The sequence below is a fragment of the Oscillospiraceae bacterium MB08-C2-2 genome (assembly GCA_035621215.1).
In the GTDB taxonomy this organism is placed as follows: Bacteria; Bacillota; Clostridia; order Oscillospirales; family Ruminococcaceae; genus WRAV01.
In genome coordinates, this window is sequence record CP141729.1 from 2,845,654 (window position 1) to 2,868,259 (window position 22,606).

Below are 22,606 nucleotides of genomic sequence, written 5' to 3' on the forward strand. Positions count from 1 at the left end.
CTTTTGATGGTATTAGAGTGTATAAAAGTGTGGATATCTTGCTCTGCCAAAGAAAAAACCGCTTGAATATCACTTTCAAGCGGTTTTTTGTTATATGCCCACAGCGGCCATTTGTGTAACCACCTTTTCTATCCTTGCATTCATATCCTTTCCGTTGAATTGATCAAGCAGCAAATCCGATACGATTACTCCGTCTTTCATAAATAAAACTCTGTCAGCCTTAGCGGCCACTTTTGTGTCATGGGTTACAAGTAAAATAGCTGTGCTGTCTTTATTGATGTCTACAAGCAAATCCATAATTTCTTCGGCCGATTTTGAATTGAGCGCACCTGTGGGTTCATCCGCAAATAGAATCTCAGGTGAGTTCATCAGTGCGCGGCATATACCAGCCCGTTGCAGCTGCCCTCCGGATACTTCTGAGATATCTCTTTTTTCAAGTTCGGCTATCCCTGTTTTCTTCATAAGGGATTTTGCCTTTTGAATTATTGCGGCACTGTTTTTTTTATTCTCTTGCAAGGTGGGGAGAATAATATTATCCAACAGATTTAAATTTTTAAGCATAGTCGGCTGTTGGAACACAAAGCCCATCTTTTTGCGGCGAATATCCGCAAGAGCGTTTTCATTTAATTCAGACAGCTCAATGTCATCAAATTTGACTGACCCACTGGTGATGTTATCCATCCCACTTAAGGTAAACAGCAAAGTGGATTTACCCGAACCGGAAGACCCCATGACAGCAATGAATTCACCTTTTGCTATTTCTATATTTGCCCCGTTAAGCGCGTTGGTTTTCTCTTTTCCCTCGCCGAAAGTCTTTACAATATTTTTTCCTGTAATGATCTTTTTCATGGCTTACGCCTCCTTGATGTGATCCGAGATTTTCAGTGAGCGAATGTCCGAGACGCCCAATAGTGTGGCAATAAACACACATACCGCAATCAGCAAGGGCGAAAAGAGATAAGCAAACAACGGATTCACCACAAAATGAAAGGATGAAGCCCCAAATGAAGAGATAATTGCCATACCAACCAATTCACCCAAAGTATTTGATAGAATTGTTCCGATTATCACACCAAAGATCAGCACGACCACTCCGCGTGTTACATACTGTATGCGAATATCTGAGGTAGTAAAGCCCATGGATTTTAGGATCGCTATAGGATATCGGTCTTTTGTAACCAGCATTTTCATAAACAGCAATGTAATGAGTATCGTAAGTGCAATCGTTGCCGCAATAGAAGCATAAGAAGCTTTTTGCATGGCCGCAATCGTGGAACCAAACATCTGCTCAATGTGTTCATCAATGCTGGAAACCTTTGCAAAGGAAAATTCGTCTTTATACTGGGATACTTTCGCCTCTGTCACGGAGCTGTCGTAAAAAGCAATGGGTATTGTGCTCCAAAGGATATTGTTTTGACTTGTTTTGAAATTAGCCTTTGCCGTTTTGCCGCCATTGGTGATGTCGGAGTAAATTCCACATACTGTCAGTTGTTTTTCTTTTCCATCAAGAATCAACACAATTTCATCACCGACTTGTTTTTTCAAATCATCTGAATTCAGCTGAGAAATAGCAATTTCCGAATCGGTTTGCGGCATGTTGCCTTTGGAATACGTTATAGGAAAGATTGCATGGTCACCAAGCTCTATTTTAAGCCGCTGTACTGTGCTATTGTCTGCTTTCATATCAAACATCATGCTGGTGAGTACAGTGTATTTTGCAATGCTTTTATCTTGCGCCAACACGCCGGCTATTTTCTTTGTCTTTTGTTTTATATTGTCTGTTTGCTGAACATCAAGACGCATATCGCAGCTTCCAATGCCCATATAGGTTATAAAGCTTCTGGATGAAATGGTGTTATAGATATTTTGAGGAACAATCATAATAAAAGAAGAAATCACTACTACCACCAGCATGGTTACATAGAGTTTTTTTCTGGAAAGCACATCCTTTATTCCAAGAAATACATTGTGTGAAACGATTCGATTCCTGCTTAACAGAAAACTTCTTGTTGATTTTGATTTCTCCTGCGGAGCACCAAACCGTATGGCTTGTGCCGCAGAGATTTTGCGAAAACGGCTTAAAATGCCATTCACATACAGCATAATGACAAAGAATATTCCCACTGCACTCATAAAGCCAAGCAGCAGCCCCTGAAAAGAGCGGTCACTTTCACCCATATAAAGTCGGATGTTTCGCATAAAAGGTTCTTGAATGAGCAATGATGCGACAAAGCCAAAAGCACAGGCTATCCCTGCTACTAGGCTGTATTTTGCCAGATAGAGTCTCTTAATGTGCGACACTCGAAAGCCTACAGCCTTTAACACACCAATCTCCCTATAGTCCTCCTCAACTTTGGCAAGCAGGGTAAAACGAATGCATAAAAAGGTCACAACTATAACAAGTATGCTGATAAGCACCAATACGGCTATCATAATTCCATCTGAAATTGCGTTAGCCACCTTAAAAAGAGAATAGGTTATGGCAGGAGGTCCGTTGGCTTCTAACCCCGCCTCAAGATAGGCGGCTTCAAAAACAGCCAAAGAAGAACTGTCTTTCAGGCGAAATTCAATCAGATTTTCCAGTATTCCAAAGCTTCTTACCTTTTCAAAATCATTGGTGCTGACAAGAAATCTTTTAGATGATATCAAAGCGGGATTCATCATGGAATCTCTTAAAAACCCGGCAACGGTAAACTCAACGCCATGTATCGTTACCGCATCGCCTGCCTTGGCTTTGCCCTCTTTCATATAATAAATGGGGACATAAATTTCGCCGTCTTTGGGATGGATCATGTTATTGTCTAGGTCGAATAAAAAATCAAAGGTTTCACTTTGCACCGAAAGGCCATTATCCTGCACGCTGCCAGCAAGCGAATTTTCCCTAATAACAATTTCGGCACCTTCAATATTTAAAAACTCAAGCACCTGAAAGTATTCTACATTGCTTTGAATACCTGCAAAATCTGTTAGCCGTTCTATATCAATGCTGCCGGAGTGCATTTGCATAAAATGAGGCGTTTTTGCTTCTACAAGCATATTATCAATAGCGCCCACCAAATTTACAATCAATAAGGCAGCAAGAGAAGTCAGCATTGCGGCAATGAGAATAAACGCTGTAATCGATGCAGTGATGAGTGGGCTTTTTCGTATATCATTTTTTATGATCTTGTTATACATAGCGCACCTCTAGTTCTCCAAATTAAACAGTTGTATTACGGGAGAAAAGCTCCCCGGCTTTGCCCCAAATAGCCTATCCAGATTAAAAATAAATGCCCTGATTCTTTTAAGGCGTTCCTCAGGAGGTAATGTTTTCATGTAATTATCGAAAACGGTGTTCACATGGGCAATCACCATCTCCACTGTTTCATAAGGATAGGGCAGATCAAAAAGGCCTTCTTTTATGCCGTCTTCAATGATTCCGGTTATTATAGGTGTTAGATTCTCAAGTATAGCTCTATGGCTTTTTTGGTGCATTAACGCATTTTGAGGCTTGTGCATGTGTCCTGTTAATTCTTCGTTGTCAGGTGCATTCATGGCCATCAGCGTCTTAAATAAACGTTCAAAAACAGGTATGCTTTTATCGGCAGCGATTTCGTTGGCAGCTGTTAAAAGCCGCATATTGATTCGGTCAATAAGAGAATCCATAATATCCTCTTTTGATTTGAAATGGTAATATACCGTTCCTCGTGCAACCCCCACCTTTTCTATAATGTTGCTTATACTCGTTCCGTCAAAACCCTTTTGAGAAAAAAGTGTTTCGGCAGCATCTAGTATTTCGTTTTTTCGCTCGTCAGCATCCTTAATGATTCTCATCAAAGAACCCTCCATGTAATAGACTGAACGCCAGTCTATTACATAATAGTTTCATTCTATTAGTTTGTCAATAACAATTCAATATAATAGGAGTTTTTTTGCTTAAGACTAATCAAGCCAAAATTATTTTCTTAAGCAAAGTGAAAGATTGGAAGATGCACTTATATACTGCTCATCCCATGCTAGTAGTAAATCATCGTGGGAAGTAACATACAAAAGGCCGCCCAAACATTAGGTTTAGACGGCCTTTTGCATGTTTTCTTATCTTCAATGAAAAATTGCCAGTCCGCTCTCTTTATCGAATAAGTGAATTTTTGAGGTATCCATTGCCAATTGTATCGTAGCGCCATGATCTGCATGGCTATGAGCTGGCAGGCGGGCAATGATTTTTCCGTTTTCGCTGTCTCCATAAAGATATATTTCTGAGCCCATCATCTCGACTAACTCTGTTTTCACTTGGAAAACGCTGTTTTCCGGGTTTTCAAGATGCGCCGGATCATCGTATAGACTTTCCGGGCGAATGCCCAGCACGGCTTCTTGGCCGTCATACTGTGTCATATCCTTTTGCTGTATTTTGCTTTGCGGCAAGCGTATAGGGGTTTGCCCCAGCATGGCGGCCCATCCATCTTCCCGCTGCGTGATGATAACCGGCAGCATGTTCATCTGGGGAGACCCGATGAATTCTGCTACGAACACATTGCATGGATAGTCGTATAAATCCTGCGGCGTATCAATTTGCTGAATAAAGCCATCCTTCATCACAACAATTCGATCGCCCATGGTCATGGCTTCTGTTTGATCATGGGTTACATAAATAAATGTAGCTTCAAGTTCATGATGCAGCTTGGTTATTTCGGCGCGCATAGCTGCACGCAGCTTTGCATCCAGATTTGATAGTGGTTCATCCAGCAGGAAGGCGGCAGGGTTTCTCACCATTGCCCGGCCCAACGCAACACGCTGCCGCTGGCCCCCTGAAAGCTCCTTAGGCTTGCGTTGCAGCAAATGCTCAATATCCAATATCTGGGCGGCTTCGTTTACCTTGGCTTTAATCTCACTGCTGGGCACCTTGCGGAGCTGAAGACTGAATGCCATATTTTTGTAGACTGTCATGTGAGGATACAGCGCATAGTTCTGGAATACCATAGCAATATCCCGATCTTTGGGGGCGACATTGTTGATGAGTTTTTCGCCAATATGAATTTCTCCGTCGGTGACCTCCTCCAGCCCTGCAATCATACGCAGTACGGTTGATTTGCCACATCCGGATGGCCCCACGAGAACGATGAATTCCTTATCTGCAATCTCAAGGTTGAAATCGTGGGCAGCGGTCACGTTGCCGGGGAATATTTTGTATACATGCTCCAGTGTTATGCTTGCCATAACAAGACCTCCTTAACATCAGCCGTTTATGCCATTATTCCGTTTTGCCGGATTAGGTTTGTATACCAGACAGCGGAATCTTTTGAGATCAGCCGCTGTGAATGAAAATCTGTATAGAACAATCCCATTCGCTCGCCATATCCGCTGTGCCATTCAAAATTATCCATCAAGCTCCAATGAAAATAGCCCAAGATGGGAACGCCTTCTTGTATTGCCTGTTCCAGTTCCAACAAATATCGGTGCAGGAAATCGATTCGGTCTGCATCGTGCACTGCACCATCCAGAAATATTCTATCGTTGCAGGATTGGCCATTTTCGGTAATATAAAGGGGCAGCTTGTAGCGTTCGTACAGCCAAAGGCAGCCATACCGCATCACCTGTGGGGTCACCGGCCATTTCATTGCTGTCCTCGGGGAGCCGATAAAGCGAGGCAGATACCGCCCTTTTTCATCCACTTCATGGCCATTGTATGCGTTTATTCCCAGGAAATCCATGGGCTGGCAGATCACTTCCCAGTCGCTGAGAGGTACCCTGGCCGCAAACGCTGCCAATGGTTCGGGGGCTGATTCGGGATACCGGCCAAACACGGCAGCATCCAGAAACCAGTTGTGTGTAAAGCTCCAATCATCCTCCCGCAGTGCAAAGGTTGCTGAGCAGGCCGCATCTCTCCTTTGGGGTGTATCCTTTGCCGGATAGCACAAATTACCGGTAGAGGCCACGCCGATGCGAACGGAGCCGCTGCTTTCACTGCGCAGTGCCCGGCAAGCCATGCCATGTGCAAGCAGGGTATGGTGCATACACAGAAGCTGATATTCGATCGGAAGCGTTAGGCCCGGCGCATGGATGCCCGAACCATAGCCCAATCCAATAAAACATTGTGGCTCATTCAGTGTGATATAGTTCTGGACACGTCCATCAAAGTGCTTTGCGAGGATAGCGGCATATTCTGCAAAGGCATCTGCAGTTTTTCGGCAAAGCCATCCGCCTTGGTTTTGCAGCGCTTGGGGGAGATCCCAATGATACAGGGTAACATAGGGTGTGATGCCATTTGCCAGAAGAAGATCAATCAGCTTATCGTAGAAAGCCAGCCCCCGCTCATTCACGGGGCCGGTGCCTTCCGGAAGAATGCGGGACCAGCTAACGGAAAAGCGGTATGCGTGTACACCCAATTGTTTCAGCATCCGCACATCTCGTTCGTACATTTGATAGGAGCAGCAGGCCACATTGCCGCTGTCGTTGTTGCGGATTGCGCCGGGCTTGCGGCAGAAAACATCCCATATGTTTTCCCCTTTGCCATCCTCACGAAAGGCCCCCTCTGTTTGATATGCGGCGCTTGCCGCACCCCAAAGAAATCCATCCGGAAATTTCATCAAAAAATCCTCCTATATACTCATATGGCTTCGCCCACAAACAAGCATGGCGTGTAAAGGAGTATGAAGTCGGTATAGACCGCCTATGGCGGTTAGCGGCAGAGTGCCGCTGTTTAAAACCACGTTGTGGTTTTAAACCTATACAACTACAAAAAGACCTCCACGTTGTATTCTGCCCGGCCTTCTGTAAATGGGATATAGGATGTAGTTAGCGGGCTTCCATCCAGCAGCAGGCGATATTGCCCAGACCGGTTGTTGTGTACCGTGATGCGGTAAATGGCCCCACGGAACTGGCGTGTCACGGTAAAATGTGTAATGCGAGAGGGGAGACAAGGCTCCACAATGAGACCATCAAAGCCCGGGCGGATGCCTAAAATATATTGGCTGACGCTGACAAATCCCCACGCCGCTGTTCCTGTGAGCCAGCTGTTTTTTGCTTCTCCGTAACGGGCCGCACTTCTTCCGGCGATAGTCTGCGCATACACATAAGGCTCAGTGCGCCGGATTTCGCTGTGCTCTTCTGTAAAGGCAGGGGCAATGCGCCGGTAAGTGTCATAGGCACTGTCTCCATCCGACACGGCGGCAAACGCAATGGTCACCCATGGGTTGCTGTGGCAGAATACTGAACCGTTTTCCTTATAGCCGGGCGGATAGCTTGTGATTTCCCCCAGCTCCTTGTGATACTGTGTAAAGCAGGGGGCCAGCAGCTCAATTCCATAATCGTTCAGCAAGTGAGTTTGCACGCTGCTCAGTGCTTTTTCGGCATGCCCCTCTTTTATGCCGATGCCCGCCATTGCGCAAAACCCTTGAGGTTCAATGAAAATTTTGCCTTCCTCACATTCATGGCTGCCTACTTTATTGCCAAAAGCATCGTATGCCCGCAGGAACCATTGCCCATCCCATCCGTGGTTAAGTACGATCTGTTCCATTTCCTGCACATGCCCCAGAATCTCTGCCGCTTCCGCTTCATCTCCGAAGCGGCTGCACAGCTCGGCATATTCACAGCCATATTTTACGAACATAGCAGCAATGAAAATGCTTTCCGCTTTTCCACTTTCAAAGTTTGAACAGGTTTGAAACGATTCATCCGGCTGCTCGGAAAAGCAGTTCAGGTTCAAGCAATCGTTCCAGTCCGCACGCCCGATCAATGGCAATCCATGGGGCCCCGTGTGGGAGAGAATGTAGCGGATGCTGCGCCGGAGATGCTCAAACAGCGGTTTGCTTTTTTCTGCCTGATTATCAAAGGGGACCATTTCTTCCAGTATGGCGTGGTCGCCTGTCTCCCGAATATAAGCCGCTGTGCACGCAACGAGCCAAAGCGGGTCATCGTTAAAGCCATAGCCTGCCTCGGTGTTGCCTCGTTTGGTAAGGGGCTGATACTGATGATAGGCGCTGCCATCTTCAAATTGAATGGCGGCAATATCCAGAATGCGCTGACGTGCATTTTGAGGCACCATGTGAACAAACCCAAGAATATCCTGACAGCTGTCCCGAAAACCCATGCCACGCCCAAGGCCACTTTCAAAGTAGCTGGCACTGCGGCTCATATTGTAGGTGACCATGCATTGGTATTGATTCCAGATATTGACCATGCGATCCAGCTTTTCATCCGAACTGCTGACCTGATAATTAGCCAGCAGCCCCTTCCAATGAAGCGCCAGCTCCACCAGAGATTGTTCCACGGCTTCTTGGGTGGAAAACTGTTCCATCATACAGCGTGCCGGGAGCTTGTTGATTACACTGGGTGATTCCCATTTTTCAGCACCATCCAATTCCGCATAACCGAGCAAAAAGACGAAGTTTTTGCTTTCACCGGGGGCAAGGGCTACTTCCAGCTTGTGGCACGCTATTGGTGCCCATCCGTTTGCAATGCTGTTGCCCATTTTACCGGAAAGGATTGCGCCCGGTTGATCCCAAGAGCCAAACCGGCCAAGAAAAGTTTCCCTGTCTGTATCAAAGCCGGAGGTGGGCGCATTCACACCGAAAAATGTGTAGTGATTGCGGCGCTCACGGTATTCTGTTTTGTGATAGATAACAGAGCCTGCCACCTCGACTTCGCCGGTGTTTAGGTTGCGCTGAAAATTTTGTGCGTCATCTGTGGCGTTCCAAAGGCACCACTCCACAGCGCCGAAAAGTTCCAGTTTTTTTTCGCTTTGGGATGTGTTTGTCAGGGTGAGGCTGTTAATTTCACAAAGATGATTCAAGGGGACAAAGCAGGTCATATCCGCCCGCACGCCGTTCTTTTCACTCTCAAAGGCGGTATATCCAAGCCCATGGCGGCAGCGGTAATGATCCAGCGGTGTTTTACAGGGAAGAAATGCGGGGCTCCACAATACGCCCGCATCCTTTATGTAATAACAGCGACCACCCTGATCTGTTGGCACATTGTTATAGCGATAGCGTGTAATTCTGCGCAGTTTGGCATCGCGGTAAAAGGAATATCCCCCAGCGGTATTGGAAATCAGGCTGAAAAACGCGCTGTTTCCCAAGTAGTTAATCCACGGCAGGGGAGTCTGCGGTGTTTGTATGACATATTCCATAGCAGAGTCATCAAAGAACCCATATTTCATAGTGCTTCCACCCAGTCGTTTTGTTTTCGAAATCGATTAAGCTATCTTACTTGTGGACTATACAAATATCTGAGACGTTGTTTGTGTAAAATAATCCATGGCCAAAGTCTGTTTTTCAGCACTTCCATTCTGTAGTTTGATTTACGAAATCGATTAAGTTGACTTGATTATAGTATATGTATATAAAAAAATCAACAATAAATTCAAATTAATAATGCATTTTTTCTTTATTTTAGCTTTATATCTCACAATAATTGACCATTAAAATTTAAATTCGAGGTTATTTCCGTATATTTATTGCGGATTTTGATTTGTCTTTCAGGTGTTATCGTGGATTTTAGCTTATAAAACTTGTGCATAATCGATAAAATTTACTTTTATTACAAAAATACAAATAATTATATTGAATTAATAGCAATTATGTGATAGCATTAATTTACGAAAACGATTAAGTAAAGTTTCTGTAAGCTCGGATTGGCCTAAATCAAGGGGGGAACGTGAATGGTGACCATTAAGGATATTTCAGATAGGCTGGGTGTGTCCCCTGCGACTGTCAGCAAGGCGCTGAACGGTTATTCGGATATTGCAGAAGCAACGGTTGAGAATATACGCAAAACAGCGAAGGAAATGGGGTATCTCCCCAATGCCGCTGCTCGTACGCTGAAAACAAACCGGACACACAACATCGGGGTTCTTTTCACAGATAAGATGCGCAGCGGTCTTGCCCACGAATATTTTTCTCCCATTTTAGAGAGCTTCAAGGTGGAGGCAGAACGTCTTGGCTACGACATTACGTTTATCAGCCAGAATATCGGCTCCACCCCCATGAGCTACTATGACCATTGCCGTTACCGCAACTGTGACGGTGTGGTGATTGCCAGTGTAACCTTTGATGACCCGATGGTATTGGAACTGGTTCAGAGCGATATTCCCACGATTACCATCGACTATGTGTTTAACAATCGCACCGCTATCCTTTCCGATAATGTTGGAGGCATACGTGATTTAGTGACCTATATTCATAGCAAGGGGCACCGAAAAATCGCATACATACACGGAGAGGATACTTCCGTTACACAAAAGCGCTTGTCCAGTTTTTATCACACCTGCCTACAGCTGGATATCACACTGCCCGACAAGTATATTAAGAGCGCAAATTATCATGATCCGCCTTCCAGCGGGCTGGCAACTCGTGAGCTGCTTGCACTTCCCGAAAGGCCCACTTGCATTATGTATCCGGATGATTTTTCTTTCATCGGTGGCATGAATGAAATTGAGCGCAGCGGGCTGCGTATCCCTGAGGATATCAGTGTGGTGGGGTATGACGGCATTTATCTTTCACAGGTGCTGCGGCCAAGGCTGACTACACTGCGGCAGGATACCCACGCCATCGGTACTCATGCAGCCGCCCAATTAATAAAAGCCATCGAGAATCCCAAGTCTTCTATTATTGAGCAGATTATGGTCAAGGGCGAACTTCTCCCGGGTGATTCTGTGCGCCAGCTTTAAGCGCACAACAGTAGTTACAACCGCAATTCGTGTTTATAGTGCGGAAGCTCTCCGCTTCTATAAAATCAAGCAGATTCTATTCACAAATTATAATAAGGAGGATCTTTATGAAAATGCACAAGAGGATTCTGGCTTTTGCTATGGTGTCGCTGATGTTGATCTTGACTATCACCGCATGCGGCTCGAACCAAACGCCAAACGCTGCAAATCCTGCACCGTCTTCTCAGGGAGGCGAGCCTTCATCGGAAACACCTCCAGCAAGCGCCTCGGATAAAACACTGCGTATCTTTGCCTGGAACGAGGAGTTCCAAAGCAGATTCAATGATTATTTCATTAAACCTGGCAAACTTCCTGCTGACATTCAGGTGGAATGGGTGATTACGCCAAATGAAAACAATGCATATCAAAACAAACTGGATGCTGAATTAAGAAATCAGGATTCCTCTGATAATAAAATTGATATCTTTCTTATAGAGGCAGACTATGCAGCAAAATATGTGGATACAGATTATTCGCTGGATGTAAAAGCCGATGTAGGCTTAACCGATGCGGATCTCAAAGACCAGTATAAATACACACAGGAGATTGTAACGAATACAAGCGGCAAGCTTAAAGGCGTGACATGGCAGGCAACCCCCGGATTGTTTGCTTATCGCCGTTCGATCGCCAAGGACGTGTTGGGAACAGATGATCCTGCCGAAGTGCAGAAGTATCTGAGCGATTGGGATAAATTCAATGAAATTGCTGTAAAAATGAACGCAAAGGGCTATAGAATGCTTTCGGGTTATGATGATTCTTACCGCACCTTTGCCAACAACATTTCGGCTCCTTGGGTAGATGCGAACGATGTCATCCGTGTGGATGAGAATATGTTCCGCTGGGTAGACCAAACCAAGGATTATACCGACAAGGGGTATAACAACAAGACTGCTTTGTGGGCTCCCGAATGGGGTGCAGACCAAGGGCCGGAGGGCAAGGTGTTTGGTTTCTTCTATTCCACATGGGGCATTAACTTCACATTGCTTGGAAACTCTCTTGCGGTTCCGCTGGCAGAAGGTGGAAAAGCAGAAGTCGGCAACGGCATCTATGGTGATTACGCTGTATGTGAAGGGCCTGAAAGCTACTATTGGGGCGGCACATGGATTTGTGCAGCAAAAGGCAGCGACAATATCGATCTGGTTCGTGAAGTCATGCTCACTCTCACCAGCGATGCCGCAACAATGAAACAGATTACGCTGGATACAGAGGATTACACCAACAATCAGGCGGCTATGACAGAGATCGCAAACAGTGATTACCAGTCTGCATTTTTGGGCGGGCAGAACCACATCAAAATGTTTGCGGCTGCAGCCCCCAATATCGATATGAGCAATATCTCGAAATACGATCAGGGTATGACAGAAGAATTCCAGAAATCATTCAAAGACTACTTCGATGGGAATGTCAGCAGAGAGGAAGCTCTGGAGAATTTTTATACCGCTGTCATTGAAAAATATCCCAACCTGAAGAAGCCCGCTTAACCTTGAGTTAAAGCACGCCATCCATATTAGCTGCAAAGGCGGTTCTCTCCGCCTTTGCAGGCTATCCTTTGAATCATGGCGCCGTATTACCAATTCGGATTGAGGTGTTTTTATGGACGAGAAAGGTTCTCCCCGCAAAAAAAGCCGATCGATCAGCTACGGCAAGTGGGGATATCTGTTTATTGCCCCGTTTTTTTTGGCATATCTTGTTTTTTCGCTCATCCCTTTGATTTCTACCTTTTACAACAGCTTTTTTGAGCGGTATATGGTGGGGCTGGATCTAATTGGTCCAACCTTTGTGGGTTTGGAAAATTATTATTCTCTCTTCACACAGGGGGATTTTTCAAAATATTTATCCAACACGTTTATCATTTGGATTTTAGGGTTTGTGCCACAGCTTCTTGTGTCTTTGCTGTTGGCGGCATGGTTTACCGATTTACGTCTGCGTTTGAGGGCAAGCGGATTTTTTAAAACGGTAATCTATATGCCTAACCTCATTATGGCGGCAGCTTTTTCCATGCTTTTTTACACCATTTTTGCGGATGCCGGCCCGGTCAACAGCGTATTGATGAGCATGGGGATGGAAAGCCCTTACCGCTTTCTGGCAAATATAGGGAGCACACGGGGACTGATTGCGCTGATGAACTTTTTAATGTGGTATGGAAACACAACTATTTTGCTAATGGCGGCCATCATGGGGATCGATCCTTCCTTATTTGAGGCGGCACAAATCGATGGTGCATCTTCTCCACAGATATTCCGGCAGGTTACGCTTCCACTGATTAAGCCAATTTTAATTTATGTTATGATCACTTCTTTGATCGGCGGTATCCAGATGTTTGATGTTCCGCAGATTTTGACCAACGGAAACGGGAACCCCAATCGAACCAGCATGACATTGGTGATGTATCTGAACAAGCATTTGTTCAGCGAAAACTTTGGCATGGGCGGTGCTGTATCGGTGATTCTGTTCCTCATTTCAGCCGTTTTAAGCCTGATTGTATTTTATTCCTTTACAGGCAAAATGCAAAGAGGAGGAAATAAAGCATGAATTCCAGAGCAAAAAACGCCGCACAGCGCTCTTTATCTGTTCGCCGAGTATTCTGCTACATATTTCTCATCTTGCTAACGTTTCTTTCTTTATTCTCGTTTTATATCCTGGTTATCAACGCCACAAGATCACATCCCGATATACAAAAAGGCTTTTCTTTTTTACCAGGCAAATCCTTAATATTTAACCTGAAAAATTTATTTACCAATCAGAATCTTCCTGTGCTTTCCAGTTTGCGCAACAGTCTTTTTATTTCTGCATGCACGGCATTGGTGGGAACTTATTTTTCTGCGATGACAGCCTTTGGAATTCATGCATATAATTTTCGTTTCAAAAAATTTGCCTTTGCTTTTATTATGATGGTTATGCTGGTGCCCACACAGGTATCTGCCCTTGGCTTTGTCAGGCTCATGTCTACCATGGGGCTTCGCAATTCTTTTATCCCTCTTATTTTACCGTCTGTTGCGGCACCCATTGTATTTTTCTTCATGAAACAATACATGGAAAGCACACTCCCCATAGAGATCATAGAAGCCGCCAGAATTGACGGTTCCAACGAATTTCACACCTTTAATCGCATTGTGCTCCCCATTATGAAGCCCGCTATGGCGGTGCAGGCCATTTTTATGTTTGTGGCTTCATGGAATAATTATTTTATGCCGGCATTGCTGCTGGATTCTTCCAACAAAAAAACATTGCCGATCTTAATTGCGCAGCTGCGCAGTGCGGATTTTATGAAATTTGATATGGGGCAGGTATACACATTGGTGGCGATCGCCATCGTGCCGGTTATTATCGTCTATTTGCTGCTCTCTAAATTTATTGTGCGGGGTGTAGCACTAGGCAGTGTAAAAGGATGACTTTTTTCAAATGCAATTCTCAATTAGCAGTTGATTTAATGCGCTCAACAAAACGGAGAAGCAACCGCTTAAGCAGTAGATTAAGCGGCTGCTTTTTTTCTTTTTGGATTTCATAATTGGTTCCAAACAGATAGTGTTTATCTGGAAAACCGATAAGGCAGAATAAGTTGGCGAGCAGGATTACCCGCAGATTCAGTTTGAATTGGGGAAACATTCGAACGAAGGCATTTTTTATATGCTAACAAAGGCTTAACTACAGGCAAGTATATGGTATGAGACACGCGGAAACATAATTGCAGGCTGAAAGATAATACTAAAGTTATCGGTATCGTGTATACGGAGGAAATAAAATGAAAGTTGCAATTATGGGCGCCGGTATGGCAGGTCTCTCCTGCGCGTTTACACTCATCAAACATGGAATTACCCCTGCTATATTTGAAAAAAGACGCTGTGTCGGTGATCGGTTTATCAATGCGGAGAGCATGTTCCATATTTTAAACCGGCCGGTTCAAGATAGCCTGCCCTATTTAAAAGAAATTTTCGGCATCCATTTGCAGCCGGTGACGGAAGTGCATAAAATTGTGATTCATTCGCAAAATGAAACAGGCTGTATCAATGGCGATATTGGATACACAAATATTAGAGGCAGGCATGATCGTTCCTACGAAATGCAATTGCAGCAACAGGTTAAAGCCGATATCGAATACAACTCTGATTATGAATATGAAGAATTGTGCAAAAAGTTTGATGTGGTTGTTTTAGCCACAGGAGATGCGGCCTATGCCAGCCAGCTGGGCAATTTCAGGAGCGATTTAAGCTGTACCGTAAGGGGCGCCACCATAGAGGGACAGTTTGAAACAGACATACCGCATGTGTGGTTTGATTATGAGATCATACCCAAAGGGTATGGATGGATAATTCCCTATTCCCAAAGTGAAGCCAACTTGGTTATGCTCTACCCGGATTACCCCAGCACCAGCCGATTGAATATCAATGCAATGTGGGATCGTTTTTTTGAGAGAACATCCAAAGAGTTTGACCAAGCCTTTAAGATTACGGATAAATTTGAAGTAACAAAATATCTGGTAGGCATCTGTGAACGTCCTAAAGTGGAAAGCACCTATTTTGTTGGGAATTGTTTCGGTGCCATTTCGCCTGGGCTGGGTTTTGGGCAGTTCACTTCTATTCTGACAGGTATTCACAGTGCTTATGATATATGCGGCTTGGGTTCTTATGAAGAATTGGTAAAGCCGCTTTTTAAAAATTACGAGCACTCTCTTGTTCTCAGGCGCTTTTTGGAAAGCCTTACCGATGAAGATTTAGACATGTTGGTAAAAAGCTCAAGCATGGAGTTGTTCCAAAAAATAGCCGATCACGTCTGTGACAGAGAGAGCCAGTCTCAGGTGCTGCGAAATGCTACTCCATTTATGAAGATTTTTAACAAAATAAAGGAAGGGCAAAAGGAAAAGTGACATTTTTCTATGCCTTCTATTGTTGTTTTAAACAAAAAGTCATTCTTAAACGCGGTGCAGTTTAAGAATGACTTTTTAGGTTTGTGGTCTTGAATGGAAATACAGTTGATACAACGCTATGCTTTACAAAAAATAGTATTAACCCTTTTGGCTCTCAATGGCAATTTTTATCGCCAGACGGATGGATTCCTCCAACCGTTTGCGGGTTTCGGCAGTGAGCTCTTCGCCCGGCATTAGAACCCTATTATCGATTAGTTTTTGCATATAAAGGGCTTCTAGCTCTTCCAGCGATAAAGGCTTTTCCTGTTTTGCATCCGGGGGGGTCGGATCGCTGGTTCGCCCCATCAAATAATCTGTAGAGGTATTTAGATGAGAAGCGATTTGATCCAGCACGTCGTGACTGGGCTGTATCTCGCCACGTTCATATTTGGATATTGCGGATTTTTGAACGCCAACAAGCTTCCCCAATTCTTCACCCGTTAAGTTCTTTTTCTTTCTTAACCATTTTATTCGCTCCATAAGCAATACCTCCAAAAACAGTTTAGCGTATCCTAATAGGAAACACAACTAAAATATCTCAAAATGAAACTTTTGTCAATAAATTCCTAAAAGTTTATTGACAGGAAACTTTAATCGTGCTATACTATAAGTATCCCAATAAGATACTGGGCGGCAAAGAAGGCGTGTGAAAAAAGAAAGTGGAGCGGTTTCTTGGTGAATAAAAAAGCCTCCTCAAAAGAGGGGGCGGGATACGGCCGTGAGCATTTGAAATGGAGTTGCCTAGCAGAGTCTGTTGCCATATCCAAAGCCGGACATCTTTGATATGTTGATGGCTGTAATTTGCGGAGGGATACTCATAGCCATAATTCCACTATAACGAATACACACAGAATCACCAATGCGGAAACGCCCGGCATCGGCTGTATGTACGACTACCTTTTGCGACATAGCCTGATTGAACACGAGTAATTGGCCTTCTTGAACCTGAAGCACAGTGGCCTGCATACTCATCATAATAACCACCTCCAATATAATGTATAATACAGGGTATGCCATTAGCGGAGGAGGAGTGCGAAACGGTTTCTAAAGCAGTTTGTATTTCGGCTTTTCTTTGCCAAAGAACCAGTGCCTTATATAATCATCCAACAGGATGGCTATGCCTGACAGCAGAAACCATATGAATGTATACTGCGGGCAAATCTGCCCCCATAGATTTCCGGGCAGATTGCTGTAATTCCAGATGTGCATTTTAAGCCAGATATTCAGAATAAGCCCGGCTATTAGTTCTATCAAGGTTATACCTATTGCACCAATTGCCATCTGCAATAACAAGGGCAGATTTTGTGTCAGCTCACGTTCATTGATTTGCCCAATAAACAGGAAGCACAGGCCGCCTACAACCCACATAAGAAAATGAGAATACCCACGAGAAAGCACCTCAAACAGATAAAATGCTCCGCCACCTATGGCAAACAGAAAACAGTTTTTGAATAAACGACGGTGCACCTGCCCACTCTCCCTTTTGCAGCATGATCTACTATATGTATATTGAACAAATGCTGTCAGTATACAATTATTTCACTGCCATTAAGGATAAATATCGGGAAAGGGCGGGGTAACAATTTCGCATCGGGCCTTCATGGTAGAAAGTGTAACCAAGGTGTTGCTGAGCTGCCCGAACACGGCGGCCAGCAAAGCAGTATCGGTGGCGGATAGATTCTTGGATATGGCAATAGCAGTGGTGGCAACTATTACAGCAACTTCTTCCGGGCAAGGCATCATAACACCCCCATTTACCAGAGTATGCAAACACTGCGCAAAAGGGGAAAGCACATATTAAAAGATTGGTTGAACTGTTTGGAAGATGCAGGTATATGATTGGCTGTTGCCGCAGCGAAAAAGAAAGGATGATTTGCCATGCCTGAAATATGTATGCAGGATGTTGTTCGCCAATACAATAACAGGGACCAGTGCTATTGGCTGGTATGTGAACATTGCGGCAAAGGGTTATTCCCGGAAGATGGCTGCACCAATATAGGGCATCTTTCCTTTAAGTGTAAAAAATGCAGCCGTATATTAAACATTACATATAAAAGCGCCTGAGCCTTTGAGCCTGAGCCGTTGTCTTGAACATGATGCTGTCATTGTGTTCAAGATAACGGCTTTTTGTTTGCACAGAACCTTTTGAATTTTACATAAACAGCACCCCGAAAGCTGGCAGATCGGTGCCGGGAGGCCTGGAACCGATTCAAGATACAACATACCAAGTATCCTATACCCTTGCCGGGTGTGGAGAAACAGCGATATGGAGGGATGAAACAGTAAAGAAGAATACAATCTCACAAATACTTTGGCCGGGCTGCAAAACAAGGCTGATCGCGTTGGTGTATGATGGCAGTTTTGCGGGCAGCTCGGCCCATACGCCGCAAGAGAAGGGAGAAGGGAATGATTACCTGTGTAGACATTGTTGGTGCTCTTCACACGTTGATAGTTGAACAAATCCCTGAGTTCGAGGGGGTGTATATCGAATATATGCCCGAAGTTTTTAATCGGCCATGCCTTTTGATTCAGGCCGTTACATCCAGCATGCTTCCAAGTAACTGCGGGCTGGTGGAGGTGACTGCAAATTTCAAACTGACTATATTTGATTCCCCATATGATGATTCCTATACCCCGATGGGCGGCGTTCTGAGCCTTCAGGATAAGCTGTTGGGCTTGTTCCGCAAGGGGCATATCTTTGTGCCGGATGGCAGCAAAAAGCCCCGGGCGCCTAAGGTTCAGGCAGGCATCGGTGATCGGGAGGAGGGAAACGCTTTTGTGAATCTTCAGGTGGTCTTTTTGGATGCCCGAGATGAAACGCTGGATACCACCCCTCTGATGGAAAGTATAGAAACTAAAACCCAATTGAAAGGATGATAAACATGCCAATGCCTAATATTACCATCACCTTTAAAACCCTTGGTGCTACAGCAATCAAGAGGTCTGAGAAAGGTACTGTCGCCATGATTCTATCGGAAGCTGCCCCAGCCCTTCAAGGGGAACATATTCTGACCAACGTAACCCAGGTTCCCGCACTGAGCGCCGCCAATAAAGAACAGGTTAGCCTTGCCTTTATGGGATATAGTTTGCCGCCCCGTAAAGTGATTCTTTATGTAATCGGTGCCGAGGGGAACGATCTGGCAAAAGCGCTGGAGTATTTCGCAACCCAGCAGTTTGATTATTTGGTGGGTGCACCGGAATTTACCGCTGAGGAGGTGGAGACCATTGCCTCTTGGGTGAAATCCCGCCGGTCTGAAAAGCACACTGCTAAGGCGGTATTGCCTAATTTGGCCGCCGATACCGAAGGGGTTATCAACTTTGCTACCGCCGATATCACGACCGGAGCCAAAACCTTTACCACAGCTGAGTATTGCGCCCGTATGGCTGGGCTGATTGCAGGCACACCTATGGCTATGTCGGCTACTTATGCGCCTCTTTCGGAGGTTACCAATGTGACCCGACTAACCAAGGAGCAGATGGACACTGCTGTGGATGACGGCAAGCTGATCCTTTTCCACAACGGCAAGGAGGTTCTGACCGGCCGGGCGGTTAACTCTCTGACTACCACCACTCAGGATAAGGGGGAAGCCTATCGGAAGATCAAAATCCTTGAGGTTATGGATATGCTTCAAAACGATATCCGTATGACTGCCCAGAACAGCTATATTGGCAAATATGCCAACAGCTACGACAACAAGTGCCTGCTGGTTACCGCCATTCAGGGTTATTTGGAAGGGCTTGAGGTATCCGGCATTCTGCAAAAGGGCGCCAGCGTGGTTGAGATTGATGTGGCCGCTCAGGAAAATTACTTAAAATCCAAGGGTAACGATACCTCCGAAATGTCGGAGCAAGAAATCAAGGAAGCCAACACCGGCAGTGAGGTGTTTATCCGCATGACTGTCAAAATTCTTGATGCCATTGAGGATATCACCATCGCCGTGTCCATTTAACAAACATTATTTGAAGGAGGAAAACAATATGGCAATGGATAAAGCCAGCCGCGTAATGTCCGGCACCTATGGGGAACTGTGGTACGATGGGGAGCTTGTTGCGGAGGTCTATAAATTTCAGGCCAAGGTAACCCTGAACAAAGAGGATATCTCTATGTGTGGGGTAATCTGGACAGACAGCAAGGTGAAGAATGTTTCCGGCAAAGGCTCCATGGGGCTTTATAAGGTCAACTCCCGCATGGCGCAGAAGCTGGGTGATGCCCTTCTTTCCGGTAAGGACCCCCGGGGCACCATTATTTCTAAACTTAATGATCCCGATTCTTATGGGGCTGAGCGTGTGGCCATTCAGGATGTCAGCTTCGATGATCTCACTCTAGCCGATTGGGAAGCAGCTGTAATCGGCAAAGTGGAATGTCCTTTTACATTCCGTGGCTATAAATTTCTTGATATGGTAAGTGCATGATGGAAAAGAAAAGCAATGTGCTGGATCTTTTGCTGCAGTCGGAAATTCCACAGCCTCAGACCAAGCAATATAGGCACAAACGCCTTTCGCAGCTTTGCGGCGAGGATGTAATCCTGACGCTCAAAGAAATCCCCTATAACCGGGTCGGGGAGTTGCAGAGGATGGAAGAAACCAGTGTTCATGTGGTGCTTTCAGGAGTGGTGGATCCGCCCTTGAAAAGCTCGGAGCTTCTGGCCAAATATGCGGCAGAAACCCCGGCGGAGCTTGTGAAAAAGCTTTTCCTCCCCGGCGAGGTGGAGGATATCTCCCGGGCCATTGAGCGCCTTAGTGGTTACCGCACCACCACCATTGAAGAAATTAAAAAAAAATAAGTAAGGATCCCGAGGTAACTGTGATGTTCTGGCTCCTACGTGAACATCACATTTTACCCGGGGATTATTACCGTCTGCCGGAAGGGGATAAAACCATTCTGAAAGGCTTTTTTGCTTATGAAATGGAGCGCCGGAGCGAATTGTAGGAAAGGAGGGTATCATGGCCAGAGAGTACGGTATTGATATTAACGGTTGGGATGATTATGTCAGAACTCTCACCACGATAAAGAATGCCAACAAGGCATTCAATAAAGACCTGGAAGGCACCGTGCAGTGGCTGAATCAACTCAACAGAACCAAAGTATCCATCAAGATGGATATGGAAACCATGCATAGTGAGCTACAGCAGGCCGAGAGGGAATTCCAAGAGACAGGCTCTGCGGCGGCATTAATGGCAAAAAGCATTATAGAAATGAATCTAGCCAATGCCCATCAGAATCTAAATTTGGTCAGCGTGAATGCCCGGGAGGCCCAAAAAGATCTGCAAAATCTTAGCGATGCTGCCAGCCGTGCAGGGAACCGGACGGGTATGTCAGACGAGTCAATCAAGGCTCTAAAAATCGGTTCGGCTAAAATGTTGGGTACATCTGCTTTAGAGGCTCTAAAAGTTGGCGTTGACTCTGCCTTTGGCGATACAGCTGGCAATGCTTTTTCTACTGTTATTGACAGCACTATATCGGGGGCTGTGATGGGAGCTCAAACCGGAAGTCCAATTGGCATTGCCATCGGAGCCGGTGTTGGGTTGGCTTCCGGGGGAATTTCAGCGGCTACCCAGTCCTTCCAAAAGGACGATGAAGCCTTTAAAAGCTATCGAGACTCGGAACTGGATAGGGTAGCGAAAAAAGATGCTGCGTTTTCTCAGGATGGCCTTGCCATATATTCGGAACGGGAACAATACGAGCTGTACCTTTCCAATAGACTCGGAAGCAAAGAAGAAGCAGAGAATTTTTCAAATGAACTCCGGCAAATGGAGACCGAAAGCCCTTATAATTACACAGAATTGGCGGATGTGGCTCAAAATCTGTTTGGGCAGGGTTATGGAACCGAAGAAACACTAAAAATGCTGCAGAATATCAGCAATATGGGTGCTTCGATAGGCGCCAGCGCTGCGGATATGGGTCAGGTGGCAAGCAGCATAGCTCAAATAAGCCAGCTTTCAGCCATTAGCATGGAGGATATTAATGCTCTCACGGGTCAAGGTATTCCCATTGTTGAGTACTTATCGAAGGCAGGCAAAATTGATCCGGAAAGGGTAGTGCAGCAGATAACGGATGGCAAAATCAGCGGTGCTGCTATGGCTCGTATCGCCTCGGAGGGTATGGCCGGAGATACCAGGTTCCAGGACAGCGGCACTATGATGGCCCAAACCTTCGCAGGGCGAGAATCCATGATAGCCAGCAAGGAAAACAATATAAAGGAAGCTCGCGGCTCTGGATATGCTGATGGTATGGAGGCCAGTCAGAATGAAGAGCTGGCTTTTTATGATTCGGATGCGGCGGTGAAATTGGCCGAAGCAGAGTATTTTAAGGGGCAATGGGACGCTGAATTGGAAGGGCTCAAAAAAAAATATGACAACCAAACCTTAATAGCTGTTATGGGTGGGGAGCTATCCCCAGAAATTAGCGATCAATACAGCGAAGAAGGCCTTCAGGAGCTGCAAGACCTGCGAAACCAATACGATCAAGCCGCCATTGAGGGAAACGGTGCTGAGATGGGCAAGATACTGGCTCGTGCGGAGATATTAGCCCGGGCAGAATACAACCGCAGCGAGGGCGCACAGTTGGAATTAAAAGCGCAGACCCAGCTTATTAATGATGTTACAAGTATGCTGGTTGAGAATGAAACCTATTGGAATGCCGGTAAAATCCTGGGTGAGGCACTTTCCAAAGGCATGGCCGCAGGTATGCGAGAGAATAGGTTGGCACTATGGAGAGAAAATGCCTTAGATATTGAGTTGAATGATATAAATGATTCTGGGGCGTATATACATCAATTCGCCTATGATGAAAACCTTGCATATGGCATGCCGTATGTCCCCTATGATGGATACCGTGCCCGGCTTCACGAGGGGGAACAGGTTTTGACAGTCAGCGAAGCCCGGCAGAGCCGAGGCGGCAGACAGCCTGTTCAGGTTACAGTGGGGGAAATGGTGGTTCGGGAGGAAGCCGATGTATATAAAGTTGCCCGACAGCTTGCCGCCGAACTGCACAGAGCCCAACAAATAAGCTAAAGGGGGAA

At 45.4% G+C, this 22,606-nt stretch carries 20 protein-coding genes; 10 read left to right on the forward strand and 10 right to left on the reverse strand.

The annotated features are described in order from the left end of the window. Positions 1-90: 90 nt before the first annotated feature. From U6B65_12780 to U6B65_12805, 6 genes are all read right to left on the reverse strand, one after another. The gene (locus U6B65_12780) at positions 91-849 is read right to left on the reverse strand and encodes an ABC transporter ATP-binding protein (GenBank protein ID WRS27190.1); all 759 of its coding nucleotides are present in this window, start codon (positions 847-849) and stop codon (positions 91-93) included. Between the two features lie 3 nt (positions 850-852). After that, positions 853-3,177 carry an ABC transporter permease gene (locus tag U6B65_12785; protein WRS27191.1) on the reverse strand — a complete coding sequence of 775 codons (2,325 nt, stop codon included), beginning with the start codon at positions 3,175-3,177 and terminating at the stop codon, positions 853-855. A 9-nt stretch (positions 3,178-3,186) separates the two neighbouring features. After that, on the reverse strand, positions 3,187-3,813 hold the full coding sequence (locus tag U6B65_12790; GenBank protein ID WRS27192.1) for a TetR/AcrR family transcriptional regulator: 627 nt from the start codon (positions 3,811-3,813) through the stop codon (positions 3,187-3,189). A 267-nt stretch (positions 3,814-4,080) separates the two neighbouring features. Continuing rightward, a complete protein-coding gene (gene ugpC, locus U6B65_12795; protein ID WRS27193.1) occupies positions 4,081-5,193 on the reverse strand; it encodes a sn-glycerol-3-phosphate ABC transporter ATP-binding protein UgpC in 1,113 nt (370 codons plus the stop codon). Between the two features lie 26 nt (positions 5,194-5,219). Beyond that, on the reverse strand, positions 5,220-6,563 hold the full coding sequence (locus U6B65_12800; GenBank protein WRS27194.1) for a GH1 family beta-glucosidase: 1,344 nt from the start codon (positions 6,561-6,563) through the stop codon (positions 5,220-5,222). 146 nt (positions 6,564-6,709) lie between these two features. Further along, positions 6,710-9,133: a glycosyl transferase gene (locus U6B65_12805; GenBank protein ID WRS27195.1), complete on the reverse strand. Its 2,424-nt coding sequence runs from the start codon at positions 9,131-9,133 to the stop codon at positions 6,710-6,712. Positions 9,134-9,634: 501 nt separating this feature from the next. Here U6B65_12805 and U6B65_12810 point away from each other — a divergent pair. The 5 genes from U6B65_12810 to U6B65_12830 all read left to right on the forward strand — a co-directional run bounded on the left by U6B65_12810 (position 9,635) and on the right by U6B65_12830 (position 15,545). Further along, the gene (locus tag U6B65_12810) at positions 9,635-10,642 is read left to right on the forward strand and encodes a LacI family DNA-binding transcriptional regulator (protein ID WRS27196.1); all 1,008 of its coding nucleotides are present in this window, start codon (positions 9,635-9,637) and stop codon (positions 10,640-10,642) included. 107 nt (positions 10,643-10,749) lie between these two features. Next, positions 10,750-12,162, forward strand: coding sequence for a carbohydrate ABC transporter substrate-binding protein (locus tag U6B65_12815; protein WRS27197.1), 1,413 nt, complete (start codon positions 10,750-10,752; stop codon positions 12,160-12,162). A gap of 112 nt (positions 12,163-12,274) precedes the next feature. After that, the gene (locus U6B65_12820) at positions 12,275-13,213 is read left to right on the forward strand and encodes a sugar ABC transporter permease (GenBank protein WRS27198.1); all 939 of its coding nucleotides are present in this window, start codon (positions 12,275-12,277) and stop codon (positions 13,211-13,213) included. Continuing rightward, the gene (locus tag U6B65_12825; GenBank protein WRS27199.1) at positions 13,210-14,073 is read left to right on the forward strand and encodes a carbohydrate ABC transporter permease; all 864 of its coding nucleotides are present in this window, start codon (positions 13,210-13,212) and stop codon (positions 14,071-14,073) included. Before U6B65_12820 ends, U6B65_12825 begins: the two co-directional genes overlap by 4 nt. Positions 14,074-14,423: 350 nt before the next feature. Then, entirely contained in the window at positions 14,424-15,545 is a 1,122-nt protein-coding gene (locus U6B65_12830; GenBank protein WRS27200.1) for an NAD(P)/FAD-dependent oxidoreductase, read from the forward strand. Between the two features lie 138 nt (positions 15,546-15,683). Here U6B65_12830 and U6B65_12835 read toward each other — a convergent pair whose 3' ends face one another. From U6B65_12835 to U6B65_12850, 4 genes are all read right to left on the reverse strand, one after another. After that, complete coding sequence (locus tag U6B65_12835; GenBank protein WRS27201.1) at positions 15,684-16,064, reverse strand: helix-turn-helix domain-containing protein; 381 nt, start codon at positions 16,062-16,064, stop codon at positions 15,684-15,686. A gap of 261 nt (positions 16,065-16,325) precedes the next feature. Then, positions 16,326-16,559 (reverse strand): hypothetical protein, encoded by a 234-nt coding sequence (locus tag U6B65_12840; protein ID WRS27202.1) that lies wholly within the window; start codon positions 16,557-16,559, stop codon positions 16,326-16,328. 69 nt (positions 16,560-16,628) lie between these two features. Next, positions 16,629-16,952, reverse strand: a complete 324-nt coding sequence (locus U6B65_12845) for a hypothetical protein (protein WRS28956.1) — start codon at positions 16,950-16,952, stop codon at positions 16,629-16,631. A 180-nt stretch (positions 16,953-17,132) separates the two neighbouring features. Beyond that, entirely contained in the window at positions 17,133-17,324 is a 192-nt protein-coding gene (locus U6B65_12850) for a hypothetical protein (GenBank protein ID WRS27203.1), read from the reverse strand. A gap of 666 nt (positions 17,325-17,990) precedes the next feature. Here U6B65_12850 and U6B65_12855 point away from each other — a divergent pair. From U6B65_12855 to U6B65_12875, 5 genes are all read left to right on the forward strand, one after another. Beyond that, on the forward strand, positions 17,991-18,461 hold the full coding sequence (locus U6B65_12855) for a hypothetical protein (protein WRS27204.1): 471 nt from the start codon (positions 17,991-17,993) through the stop codon (positions 18,459-18,461). 5 nt (positions 18,462-18,466) lie between these two features. After that, entirely contained in the window at positions 18,467-19,534 is a 1,068-nt protein-coding gene (locus tag U6B65_12860) for a phage tail sheath C-terminal domain-containing protein (GenBank protein ID WRS27205.1), read from the forward strand. A gap of 28 nt (positions 19,535-19,562) precedes the next feature. Then, on the forward strand, positions 19,563-19,997 hold the full coding sequence (locus tag U6B65_12865; GenBank protein ID WRS27206.1) for a phage tail tube protein: 435 nt from the start codon (positions 19,563-19,565) through the stop codon (positions 19,995-19,997). Next, positions 19,994-20,368, forward strand: a complete 375-nt coding sequence (locus U6B65_12870) for a hypothetical protein (GenBank protein ID WRS27207.1) — start codon at positions 19,994-19,996, stop codon at positions 20,366-20,368. Before U6B65_12865 ends, U6B65_12870 begins: the two co-directional genes overlap by 4 nt. A gap of 160 nt (positions 20,369-20,528) precedes the next feature. Next, a complete protein-coding gene (locus U6B65_12875; protein ID WRS27208.1) occupies positions 20,529-22,598 on the forward strand; it encodes a tape measure protein in 2,070 nt (689 codons plus the stop codon). Positions 22,599-22,606 lie beyond the last annotated feature (8 nt).